Consider the following 12,140-nt stretch of genomic DNA (forward strand, 5'->3'; position numbering starts at 1 on the left):
TTCGAATGCCGCGCGAGCCGGCCATCTTCCCAGTGTCACGGCCGCGCCGCAATGCTAACGTCCTGTCCCGGCAAGGATAGTGGGAGCCGGGCATGGTAAGGGATCATCGTCTCAACCGTCGCGAGACGCTCAAGGCCGGAGCCGCGATCACCGCCTGTGCCGCCTTGGCCGGGACGGCCGCCGCGCAAACCCCAACGATGTTGAAGCTGCGCGTGCTGGAGACCACCGATCTCCACGTCAACATCATGCCTTACGACTATTTCCGCGACGGTCCGGACGACACGGTCGGCCTCGCCAAGACCGCGAGCCTGATCAAGGCGGCGCAAGCGGATGCGAAGAACAGCCTGCTCTTCGACAACGGCGATTTCCTGCAAGGCTCCTCGCTCGGCGACTACATCGCCTACAAGAAGGGGCTCAAGGCCGGCGACACCCATCCGATGCTCGCAGCGATGAACGCCCTGCCCTATCTCTGCGGCACGATCGGCAACCATGAGTTCAATTACGGGCTGGAGTTTCTCGACCACGGCCTCGCCAAGGCCGATTTCCCGATGGTCTGCGCCAATGTCGAGCGCATCGGAGGCTATTCGCTGGTCGATCCCTGGCGCCTGTTCGAGCAGAGCTTCGAGGACGAAGCCGGCAACCGGCATGTGCTCAAGATCGGGGTGATCGGCTTCGTGCCGCCGCAGATCATGCAATGGGACAAGGGCCATCTCGACGGCAAGCTCATCGCGACCGATATCGTCGATGCCGCCGATAAGCACATGCCCGGCCTGCGCGACGCCCAGCCCGACCTCGTCATCGCCCTCTGCCATTCCGGCATCGCGGGCGGCACGCGGCGCGGCATGGAGGAGAATGCGGCGCTCCACCTCTCGAAGGTCGAGGACATCGACGTCATCCTGACCGGGCATCAGCATCTGGTCTTTCCCGGCGGCAAGTCCTTCGACGGCATTGCCGGCGTCGACAACGTCAAGGGCTCACTCAACGGCAAGCCGGCCTGCCAGCCCGGCTTCTGGGGCTCGCATCTCGGCATCATCGACCTCGAGCTGGAGAAGCGTGGCGAGCGCTGGAAGATCGCCGATTTCAGGGTCGAGGCGAAGCCGATCTACGAGCGCACGCCCGACCGCAAGATCGTACCGAAAGCGGCCGCGGAGCCGGCCGTCCTGGCCGCGGTCAAGGCAGACCACGAGGCGACGCTGACCTACATGCGCGAGCCGGTGGGCAGCACGGCCGCGCCGATCAACTCCTATTTCGCACTGGTGGCGGACGATCCTTCCATCCAGATCGTCGCCGAGGCGCAGATCGCCTATGCCAAGCCGCTGATGGCGCAGACGCGCTGGAAGAACCTGCCGATCCTCTCGGCGGCGGCGCCGTTCAAGTCGGGCGGGCGCTCGGGCCCCTCCTTCTACACCGACATTCCCGCCGGGCCGCTGGCGCTGAAGAACATCGCAGATATCTATCTCTACCCGAATACGGTTCAGATCGTGAAAGTGAGCGGATCCGACGTGAGGGAGTGGCTGGAGCGCTCTGCCGGCATCTTCAACCGCATCGACCCTGCAAAGAGCGACGAGCAGTCGCTGATCAACCCCGCCTTCCCCGCCTTCAATTTCGACGTGATCGACGGCGTAACCTATCGGATCGATGTCACGCAGGCCTCGCGCTACGACAATGACGGCAAGCTCGTCGCACCGGACGCACACCGCATTCTCGATCTCGCCTTTGCCGGCGAGCCGATCGACGAGAAGACGGAATTCCTCATCGTCACCAATAATTACCGCGCTTCCGGCGGCGGCAACTTCCCGGGCACGCGGACGACGGTGGTGCTGGAGGCCCCCGATCTCAACCGCGACGTCATCGTGCGCCATATCCTCGGCAAGAAGACGATCGATCCGAAGGCCGACGGCAACTGGTCGCTCGCGCCCCTGCCCGCCGGCGTCCATGCGACCTTCCTGACCTCGCCCACGGCGGCAGGCAAACTGCCCGAAGGACTGAAGGCGGAGCCGGCCGGAGACGGGCCGGAAGGTTTCGCCAAGTACCGGCTGCGCGGCTGAGCTCCCGATATCCGCCACGATTGATGATTTGTCGGCGAAACCGCCAAAGCGACATACAGTTCTTTAATAGATTTTTAGCGAGAATAGCGGGTAGGCCAAACGACAAGCAGACATAGCGACGGAACGCCTGATGATCGTCGACGTTCACGAGACCGACAGCGCGATGAAATCGGAGCTGGTGGCAGCGCTCTATGCCACGCCCGGAACGATCTTCATCGGCACCGTCACGGTCGCGGCGGTGATGGTGGCGAGCGCATTGCTGACCGGCGGCGACATCGCCTTCCACGCCATGGCGGCGGTCATGGTCGCCATCGGCGTGTTCCGCTATCTGTCGCATCGCTACTACAAGGGCATCCAACTCGCCACGGCCACCGAAAGCCAGATCGGTAGGCTGGAAAACCTCGCCATGGCCGGTGCCTGGTCGACCGCCAGCCTGATCTCGGCCTATGGCTGCTATGCCATCCTGCGCTACACCTACGAGCCCGTCGCCGCTCTCGCGATCGCCCAGACGATCGGCTATCTCGCCGGCATCTCCGGGCGCAACAGCTCGCGGCCGGTGATCACCCGCGTGCAGGTGCTGGCTGCGGCGACGCCGTTCACACTGGCGCTGCTCTGGACGCGCGACCCCGCCTATCTGGTGATCGGCCTTTCGGTCCTGCTCACCACCGTCCTGACCTTCTCCAGCGCCCAGATGATCCACAAGATCTTCCTCGCCCGGCTGCGCACGATGCGGGAGCTCGAGCACCTCGCGATCAACGACACGATCACCAGCCTCTACAACCGTCGCGGCTTCATGCGCGAGATCCGGCAGATGGCGGCATCCGGCCGCCCGGTCACGCTGATCTCGATCGATATCGACCGCTTCAAGAGCATCAATGACAGCCTCGGCCATGATATCGGCGACGCGCTGCTGCAGGGCTTCAGCGAGACGCTGCTCGCCGAGCTCGGCGTCGGCGACATCGCGGCGCGCACCGGCGGCGACGAGTTCATGGTCGCGACTTCGCGCGATGCCGAGGGCGCGAGTGCGCTTGCCGCCCGGCTCATCATGATGCTCGCCGGCCAGCGCGTCATCGGCGGGCGCCACATCACCGCCACCGCCAGCATGGGCATCGCGCCCGCCGGCTGCGCCGCCTCGATCGACGAGGCCCTGAAATGTGTCGACATCGCCCTCTACCGAGCCAAGCTCGACGGGAGGAATCGCTTCGTCATGTATACCGACGCGATCCGCAACGAGCATGAAGACGGCGTGGCGCTCGAAACCGAGCTGCGCGACGCGATCCGCCGCGGCGAGTTTGAGCTGCATTTCCAGCCGATCTACAACCCGCGCTCCGGCACCGCGACCATGGCGGAGGCACTGCTGCGCTGGCGCCACCCGCGCCGCGGCATGGTCAGCCCCGAAATCTTCATCCCGTTGGCCGAACGGACCGGACTCATCACGGTGCTGGGCTCCTGGGTGCTGGGCGAGGCGATCCGGTCGGCCCTGTCCTGGCCACGCAGCGTCGGCGTCAGCGTCAATGTCTCGGCCCGCCAGTTCGACCATGGCCATGACATCGTCGGCGTCGTCGAGGCCTTGCTGCGGATGAGCGGCATCGAGCCCCAGCGCCTGACGATCGAGATCACCGAGAGCTCGCTGATCGACGATCCCGACCATGTCGTCTCCCGGCTCGTGGCGCTGCGTGCGCTCGGGGTGCGGATCGCGCTCGACGATTTCGGCACCGGCTATTCCTCGCTCAGCTATCTCGCGCATCTGCCGATCGACACGATCAAGATCGACCAGGCCTTCACCCAGGAGATCGGCACCTCGCGCAAGGCGGATTCGCTGATGAACGCGATCGCCCAGCTCGCGCATGACCTGAAGCTGCGCCTGATCGTCGAGGGCGTGGAGACGCAGGAGCAGCTCACCGTCATCGAAAAGCACGCCGTCCACGGCATTCAGGGCTATATCTTCGCCCGGCCGATGACAGCGGCCGATTTGCTGCCCATGATCGGCAACCGTGTTCCCACGGGGCGGATGGGGTCGGCGCGCTCGCGCTCCGGCTCGCGCAAACCGGGCCGCTTCAGTCAGGTTGCCTGATACGCCCCGGACGCAGACGACCGCGCGAGCCGGAGGCCAGAGGCAGCTGATGCAACGCCCGAACTATCCGAGCGGAAAGGACCTGCTGAGCGCCGATGCCGTGTCGCGCTTCGACCTCGACGACATCATCGAACGCGCCGAGCGGCATCTGCATGAGGAAGAACTGGAGAAGGCCGGCCTGCCCCTGCCCGAGCAGCCGCCCGCCCCGCGCCGCCGCCCGAAGGTGATCGCCACCCTGTTCGACCAGCGCAGCACGCGCACGCGCCTCGGCTTCCAGACGGCGGCTGCGCGGCTCGGCCACCAGTCGATCGACGCCTACGACACCGATCGCAGCCGCATGGGCACCGCGACCGGCGAGTCGATCGAGGACCATATCCATACCGTCGAGCTCTACAGCGACCTGCTCATCGTACGCTCGCATCTGGAGGACATGCCCTATCGCGTCGGGCGCCTGAGCTACCTGCCGGTGATCAATGCCGGCAACGGCGCCGACGAGCATCCGACCCAGGCCCTCGTCGACATCTTCGCGATCCGACAGATGCGCGGTGCGATCGAGAATCTCAGCATCGCGCTGTCGAGCGACTCGCGCGCGCGCTTCGCGATCTCCTTCGTGAAGATGCTGCGCCTCTCCCCGCCGAAACGATTCACGCTGTGCTGCCTGCCGGATACGCCGATCAACCCGGCGATGCGCGAGGCGATGACTGTCCTCGCCGATCTCGGCTCACAGGTCGGCCTCGTCCACGACATCCGCCATACGCTCGACCACGACGTGCTCAGCATCCAGATGCAGGACATGAGCAAATTCGCCCATGCCTCCCTCGGCAACGAGGCCGTGGACAAGGAAAAAGAGAGCGAACCCTTCACCCTGACTGCCCGCAAGGTTCTCGACGCCCGTTCAGACACGTTGATCCTCAACCCTCTTCCGCGCTTCTCGGAGCTCGACACCTCATGCGACAGCCTCCCGAACGCAGGCTATTTCCGTCAGGTCCAGCTCTCCGTGCCGATGCGAATGGCCATCCTGGAGCGCATGTTGCTGGGCATTCCCTGGACGGGGCAGGCCGAGGCTTTCCGATCTTCCTCGGGTGGATGAGCGCCTATCTCGCGTCCTATCTCGCGATCGCCCTCTCGATCCGCCTGCTCTCCGGTTATCTCACCGTCATCGAGATCGGCCTTCTGCGCTCGGTCGGCAGCCTCGCCATCGCCGGCGCTGCCGTCTGGGCGGGCGAGGCCGAGCAGCGCCGCGCCATCATTCCCCCGAAGCTGCGCGAGGATGTCGTCCGCAGCGTCCTGCACCTCGCCGGCTCGCTCGCGCTGATCTGGAGCCTGGCGCATCTGCCGCTCGCGCTGGTGACCACGATCGAGTTCTCGGGCCCGCTCTTCGCCGCGCTACTACTCTTCCTGACCCTGCGCCGCCGGCCGGGTATCGGTGCAACGGTCGGCCTTGCCGTGCTCGCGACCGGAATCGGGCTCCTGGTGTTCAGGCTGGACGCCGTCCCCAGCCGTGACCTCGCCATCGCCATCGGCGCCGTCGCGATGCTGACCACAACCAATCTCATGCTGGCCCGACTGGCGGCGCAGCGCAGCACCTTGTCCATCGTGCTGCTGATGCACGCCATCCAACTGCCGCTCTATCTGCTGCTCTGGTTCTTCGTACCGGAACAGTGGTCGCCGCCGCGGCAGCCCTATCGGCTGGCCTTCGCGCTGCCCGAGTTCGCTGTCATCGGCGGCGCTGTGCTCGCGCTCATCGTCGGCGGCTTCGTCTCGCAGGCGGCGCTCGCCAATGCCTCGCGCCACGCTTCGCCGCTACAACTCTGCAGCGCCGACACGCTGCGCGTGCCACTGATCACGCTCGCGGCCTATCTTTTGCTGGCAGAGCTACCGCCGGCAGAGCTTCTGCTGCCGGGGCTCTGGGTGCTCTGCGGCGTCATCATCACCAGCCTGCCGGTTTCGGCGGCTGCGAAGCCGCGCCCGGAACAGGCCGGACGCGCTTGAGTTCAGGTTTTCAGGGCGCGATCTCGAAGATCACGTTGACCTGCGTCCGGTAGGTGTTCTCGCCGCTGGCCAGCGGCACGGCGGCATCGCTGGCGGCCATGCGCACGGCGCCGCCATAGGGCATCGGGCGCGCCATGATCGACTGCTCCTCGATCGAGAGGATCTTGCCGAGCTTGACGTCGGCCGCTTCGGCCAGGGTCTTGGCCCGCGCCACCGCATCGGCGACCGCGCGCTTGCGCGCCTCGGTCAGGGTCGGCTTCATGTCGTCCTTGACGAAGGCGATACCACCGCCCTGGTTGACGCCGAGCCCGACCGCCTTGTCGAGGATGCCACCGGCATCAGCAAGGTTGCGGACCCGGACGGTCAGCGCGTTGCTGACGCTGTAGCCCGCGATCTTCGGCTCGCCGCTGCGGTCCTTGCCCGGCTGCGCATAGCGCGGCTGGATGCTGAGGCCCGAGGTCTGGAGATCGCGCTCGGCGACGCCGGATTCCTTGAGCGCGGCCAGCACCTGCTTCATCGCGTCGTTATTGGCGGTGAGCGCGACGCGCGCGGTCTCGGCCTCGCGCAGGACGGTGAGGTTCAGGATCGCCATATCCGGCGCGACATTCACCTCGCCCTCCCCGGTCACGCTGATGCGCGGGCTGGGCTGAGACGGGCTTTGCTGGGCTGCAGCGGGGACGGACAGCAAGGCCGCCGCGCCGACGAGCACGGTTCCGGCCAGAGCAAAGGCAAGGCGATTCGACATGATGTCTCCTGTTGACCCGGCCTCCATCGGCCGGCGTCGCATCCGAGCCGGGACATCTTGGCGAAATTATCACGATGCGGCGCGACAGGCCGCCGCGCCTTGCTACTCCTCGACCAACCGCCTTGCGATGACCTGTGCCTGGATTTCGGCCGCGCCCTCGAAGATGTTGAGGATGCGGGCGTCGCAGAGCACGCGGCTCACCGGATATTCCAGCGCGAAGCCGTTGCCGCCATGGATCTGCAGGGCATTGTCGGCCGCCGCCCAGGCCACACGGGCGCCGAGCAGCTTGGCCATGCCCGCTTCAAGGTCGCAGCGCCGGTCGGCGTCCTTCTCGCGGGCGGCGAAATAGGTGAGCTGACGCGCGATCAGGATCTCCGCCGCCATCATCGCGAGCTTGTCGGCAACGCGCGGGAAGGCGATCAGCGGCTTGCCGAACTGGATGCGTTCCTGCGCATAACGCAAGCCGAGATCGAAGGCCGATTGCGCCACGCCGATGGCGCGCGCCGCGGTCTGGATGCGGGCCGCTTCGAAGGTCTGCATGAGCTGCTTGAAACCCTGGCCGGGCACGCCGCCGAGCAGGTTTTCGCCCTTCACCTCGAAGCCGTCGAAGGCGAGTTCGTATTCCTTCATGCCGCGATAGCCGAGCACCTCGATCTCGCTGCCGGTGAGCCCTGCGACCGGGAACGGATCGGCATCGCTGCCGCGCGGCTTCTCGGCGATCAGCATCGACAGGCCCTTGTAGCCGGGCTCCGAGGGATCGGTGCGCACCAGTAGCGTCATGATGTCGGCGCGGACGGGATGGGTGATCCAGGTCTTGTTGCCGCTGACCTTCCAGACATCGCCTTCCTTCACGGCCTTGGTGCGCAGCGAGGCGAGGTCGGAGCCGGTATTGGGCTCGGTGAAAACCGCCGTCGGCAGAACCTCGCCGGAAGCGATCTTCGGCAGCCACTTCTCCTTCTGCTCGGGCGTGCCGCCGCAGAGGATCAGCTCGGCCGCGATCTCCGAACGGGTGCCGAGCGAGCCGACGCCGATATAGCCGCGCGACAGCTCCTCCGAGACGACGCACATCGAGACCTTCGACAGGCCCATGCCGCCGAACTCCTCGGGAATGGTCAGACCGAAGACGCCGAGCTCGGCCATCTTCTCGACCACCGGCATCGGGATGTACTCGTTCTCCAGATGCCATTCATGGGCGTGCGGCGTCACCTCGACGGCGCAGAAGCGGCGCATCTCCGAGCGGATCGCCTCCAACGTCTCGTCGAGACCGGTATCGCCGATGCTGGCGGCGCCCTGGTCCTGGCTGAAGAGCGCGACGAAGCGGGCGCGGTTTTCCGGCGTGTTGCCGTCTGCGATCAGGGCATCGACGGCATCCGAGCAGGCGGCCGCCACGGCCTTCTGCGAGAGGCCGAGCGCCGGCAGCCTGAGGATCTCGCCCTGGCTCATCGGAATGCCGCCGAAAATCTGGGCTGCGTATTCGCCGGCACCGATGCGCAGCGCATAATCCTCGACGGCGCCGTAGCGGCCTTCCGCCTCGAGGCGCTCGCCATAGGCCTTGAGCTCGCGAAGGGCCGTGACATAGGTCGCAAGCCAGGACAGGCCATGAGCGGCGTGCTGCTCGGCCTCCAGCCGGGCGGAGGAAATCCGGCCGTCGACGAGCACCTTCTGCCGCACCGCGGCAACGGCTTCCCGGAACAGGGTCTCGAAGCCGGGGAGCGCCGCTGCGATCAATGCGATCGCATTCGCCCGATTCTCAGCCTTTGCGGCCGTATTGGCGTTCATGGTCTTCGACCCTCCCTTTGTTGCGACGCAGCATAAAGGGAGATCGCGGGAAATCGAAACCCTCCTTTTTGGGGAGAAGCCTATTTGCGGCTGGCGAGAACGACGCCGAGAATCGTCACGGCCATGCCGCCGATCTGAAGCGGGGTCAGCGTCTCCCCGAAGAGCAGCCAGGCCTCGACCGCGACGAGCGCCGGGACGAGATAGAGGAAGGTGACGATGCGCGAGACCTCGCCGCGCCGGAGCATGAACAGATAGAGCCAGATGCTGCCGATCGAGAGCACGATCACCGACCAGGCCAGCACAAGCAGCATGGTCAGGTTCCAGTCGATCCGCATCGGCTCGAAGGCGACGGCGAAGGGCAGGACGACGAGGCAGGCCGCGACATACTGGATCGCGGTGATCGTGCGCAGGTCGCCGGAGACGACGCGCGCCTTCTGGTAGAACGAGCCGAAGGTCACCGCGAACATGCCGCCGATATTGATCAGCATCGGCACGGCGATGCCCCAGAGTGCCGCCGGCTCGACATTGGCAAGCTGCGGCTCCAACACCAGTGCGATGCCGAGAAAGCCGCAGGCGATGCCGAGCCAGCGTAGGCCCGAAACGCGCTCGCCGACGAGAGCCGGCGCGAAGAGTGCGGTCAGGATCGGCTGCAAGCCGGCGATCAAGCCGGAGATGCCGGCCGGCAGTCCATGGCGCACCGCCCACCAGACGCCGGCGAGATAGATGCCGTGCAGCAGGATGCCGGTGATCGCGACGTCGATGACGGCACGGCGGCCGCGCGGCCAGGGCGCCCCGGTCGCGAGCGCGATCAGGGTCAACAGCGCGGCGGCGCTGGAGAAGCGCACGACGAGGAAGGTCAGGGCATCGGCATGACGGGCCGAATAGCCGGCGACGACCCAGCCCGTGGACCAGAGGAAGGTGAAGAGCAGCGGGATCGCGCGCAGAATAAGAGGCGAAGACATTGGCACCTGAAACCGCCGGACCTCACCGTCTCTAGCGCCGATCGGCCGCCGCCGACAGAGCGCCGGCGCGCCAGCCCCATGCTTCCATCGTCGATGTCAGCCTCAATCGCGGTCGGGCGCCCCCGGCGGGAACAGCTTGCGGAAGGGCCTCGCCTCCTCGACGGCGCGCGCGAAGGACGGCCGCGCCAGCAGCCGGGCCCGGTAGGCGCGAAGATTGCCGAAGGCGGCGTCGATCTCATGGACCCAGTCGGCATAGAACAGCGAGGGCGCCGCCGCGCAATCGGCCAGGCTGAAAGCATCGCCGCTGGCCCAGTGCCGCCCGGCGAGCGTGCCGTCCAGCCAGCGATAGGCGTCGTCCAGCTTCGCGCGCGCCCTGGCGACGCCGAAGGGATCGCGGGCATCGGCCGGACGCAGATGATCGAAGACGATCGCCTGCATCGGCGTCATCACGTAGTTGTCGAAGAAGCGGTCCATCATCCGCACGCCGAGCGCCTGTTTCGCGTCGGCCGGCACCAGCTGGACCGGCCCCGGATGAAACAGGCCGAGATGCTCGATGATGATGCTCGACTCGACGACGGGCGTCTCGCCATCGACAAGCACCGGCATGTGCTTCATCGGCCAGAGCTTGGCCCACTCAACGCCCGCCTCGGGATCATCCAGGCTGAGCTGGCGGGAGGTGAAGGGCGTCGCGTTCTCGTAGAGCGCCACGATGACCTTCTGACAATACGACGAGAACGGATGGGCGTAGAGCGTGAGCGACACGGGAGCCTCCTGCACGGGCCTTGGCTGCTCCCTGCATAGGCAAACTGATTGCAAATTGCAATCAGTTATCACTCCGACCCGACGCCTCCGGGAGCGGACCAACGCGGTCAGCCGCAATCCTTAACAAAAAACGACGCTTTCCTTTCCGCTTCGTCAACCAATCCTCAATGCACTGTGGGCAATGTCGTTTGCGACCGAAAATCTTCACGATGCCGCACGCTTCTCATCCTTTTCCCACCGCCAGCGCAGAGTTGCTGAACAGCGAGCACGAAGGCTTCGTTACCTTCGCGCGCAACGCGTTCGCCTCCGCGATCCTGAACTTTGCAGCCGTGGTTGCCGTAGCAGCCATGCTGTGGCGGCCCGATCGCGTGCCTGCTCTGGTCGGCTGGGTTGGGGTGACGCTGGCCTATTCATTATCGATGGGCCTCGACATTGCCGCCTGGCGCACCCGGCTTCACGAGCGTTCACCCTGGCCGATGCGGATCGTGCATCTGCGCGCGCCGATACTCGGGCTGATCTGGGGCGCGCTGCCCTGGGTCGCGGGAGAAACTGCCGATCCGCGGGAAAACATCGCGATCGGCCTCGTCATCACCGGCATGATCGCCAGCGGCATGACCCGGTTCGTTGTCGTGCCGCGCGCAGCCCTGACTTACGGCCTCACGCTCGCCGCAACCACCGTCCTGGCCTTCGCCCAGTTTTCCGTCGGCACGGCCGCGACGGCCGCCATCCTGCTCGCTCTCTACCTCGTGTTCATGACCCGCCACGTCACGGCCTATGGCGCGACATTGACCGAGGCGGTGCGCGGCCGCAATGCCGCGATCGAAAGCAGCCGGGAGCGTGCCGAACTCCAGCAGAACGCCCTGGCGGAGCGCGACGAAACGAGCCGCCGGCACGACGAGTTGATGGAGATCGTGGCGACCTTCCGCCAGTCGATGGCCGGCTTTCAGACGATCGTCCGACGCGAGACACAGGGCATCGCCGCCAGTGCTGCCTCGCTCTCCGGCACGGCGGAAACGACGGCGAGCCAGGCCGGAGCCGCCCGGAATGCGGCGACGAGCGCGACCGGCGAGATTGATGCCATCGCCGCCAGCACCGGCCATCTCAACGACGCGATCGCCCTGATCGGCGAGCGGACCTATCGCGCCGGCGCGGTGATCAGCGACACCGTCTCGGTCAGCGCGACGGCGATGGCCGACATCGCACAGCTTTCCACGCTGATGCAGGGCATCGCCGGAATCGTCGAGATGATCCAGGCGATCGCCGGGCGCACCAACCTGCTCGCCCTGAACGCGACAATCGAGGCGGCGCGTGCCGGCGAGGCCGGGCGCGGCTTCTCCGTCGTCGCCGCCGAGGTCAAGGGCCTGGCCGCGCAGACGACTGAGGCGAGCAACGAAATCATCACCCGGATCGGCGCGATCGGCGCATCGGCCGCCAATGTGACGCGGTCGATCGAGGCGATCCGGCAGGCCGTGCTCGACGTCCATGACGTCACGCATGCCATCGTTTCCGCGGTCGAGGAGCAGCGGGCATCGACCGCCGCGATGTCGAGCAACATCGATTCCGCCGCTGATCATAGCCGTCAGGCGACCGAGCGCGTCGAACAGGCCTACAACGCCGTGGGCGAGACCAAGACCGAGATCGAGAAGGCCCGGCAGGCGGCCGAGATCATGGCCGAAGTGGCGGGATCGCTGACCACGTCGGTCGACGCTTTCCTGCACCGCATGGAAGCGGTGAATGCCGGCGAGCGGGCCGCCTGAGCCGCGCTGTCATACCGGAGC

At 66.4% G+C, this 12,140-nt stretch carries 9 protein-coding genes; 5 read left to right on the forward strand and 4 right to left on the reverse strand.

The window, feature by feature from the left end; all coding sequences use genetic code 11:
• Positions 1-92 precede the first annotated feature (92 nt).
• The 4 genes from ACODTJ_RS13750 (at position 93) to ACODTJ_RS13765 (ending at position 6,114) form a co-directional block, all read left to right on the forward strand.
• Entirely contained in the window at positions 93-2,048 is a 1,956-nt protein-coding gene (locus ACODTJ_RS13750; protein WP_454657498.1) for a bifunctional 2',3'-cyclic-nucleotide 2'-phosphodiesterase/3'-nucleotidase, read from the forward strand.
• Positions 2,049-2,178: 130 nt separating this feature from the next.
• The gene (locus ACODTJ_RS13755; protein ID WP_454657499.1) at positions 2,179-4,122 is read left to right on the forward strand and encodes a putative bifunctional diguanylate cyclase/phosphodiesterase; all 1,944 of its coding nucleotides are present in this window, start codon (positions 2,179-2,181) and stop codon (positions 4,120-4,122) included.
• A gap of 49 nt (positions 4,123-4,171) precedes the next feature.
• Entirely contained in the window at positions 4,172-5,212 is a 1,041-nt protein-coding gene (locus tag ACODTJ_RS13760; protein WP_454657500.1) for an aspartate carbamoyltransferase, read from the forward strand.
• On the forward strand, positions 5,209-6,114 hold the full coding sequence (locus ACODTJ_RS13765) for a hypothetical protein (RefSeq protein WP_454657501.1): 906 nt from the start codon (positions 5,209-5,211) through the stop codon (positions 6,112-6,114). The genes ACODTJ_RS13760 and ACODTJ_RS13765 overlap by 4 nt, the downstream gene beginning before the upstream one ends.
• A 10-nt stretch (positions 6,115-6,124) precedes the next feature.
• Here ACODTJ_RS13765 and ACODTJ_RS13770 read toward each other — a convergent pair whose 3' ends face one another.
• From ACODTJ_RS13770 to ACODTJ_RS13785, 4 genes are all read right to left on the reverse strand, one after another.
• Positions 6,125-6,859 carry an SIMPL domain-containing protein gene (locus ACODTJ_RS13770; RefSeq protein WP_454657502.1) on the reverse strand — a complete coding sequence of 245 codons (735 nt, stop codon included), beginning with the start codon at positions 6,857-6,859 and terminating at the stop codon, positions 6,125-6,127.
• A gap of 102 nt (positions 6,860-6,961) precedes the next feature.
• Positions 6,962-8,638, reverse strand: coding sequence for an acyl-CoA dehydrogenase family protein (locus ACODTJ_RS13775; RefSeq protein WP_454657503.1), 1,677 nt, complete (start codon positions 8,636-8,638; stop codon positions 6,962-6,964).
• Between the two features lie 80 nt (positions 8,639-8,718).
• Entirely contained in the window at positions 8,719-9,600 is an 882-nt protein-coding gene (locus ACODTJ_RS13780) for a DMT family transporter (protein ID WP_454657504.1), read from the reverse strand.
• A gap of 102 nt (positions 9,601-9,702) precedes the next feature.
• Positions 9,703-10,362, reverse strand: a complete 660-nt coding sequence (locus ACODTJ_RS13785; protein ID WP_454657505.1) for a glutathione S-transferase family protein — start codon at positions 10,360-10,362, stop codon at positions 9,703-9,705.
• Between the two features lie 251 nt (positions 10,363-10,613).
• On the opposite strand from ACODTJ_RS13785, the gene ACODTJ_RS13790 reads away from it, so the two are divergent.
• Positions 10,614-12,119, forward strand: coding sequence for a methyl-accepting chemotaxis protein (locus tag ACODTJ_RS13790; RefSeq protein ID WP_454657506.1), 1,506 nt, complete (start codon positions 10,614-10,616; stop codon positions 12,117-12,119).
• Positions 12,120-12,140: the final 21 nt, after the last annotated feature.

This window comes from Allobosea sp. FG18, from assembly GCF_057809495.1.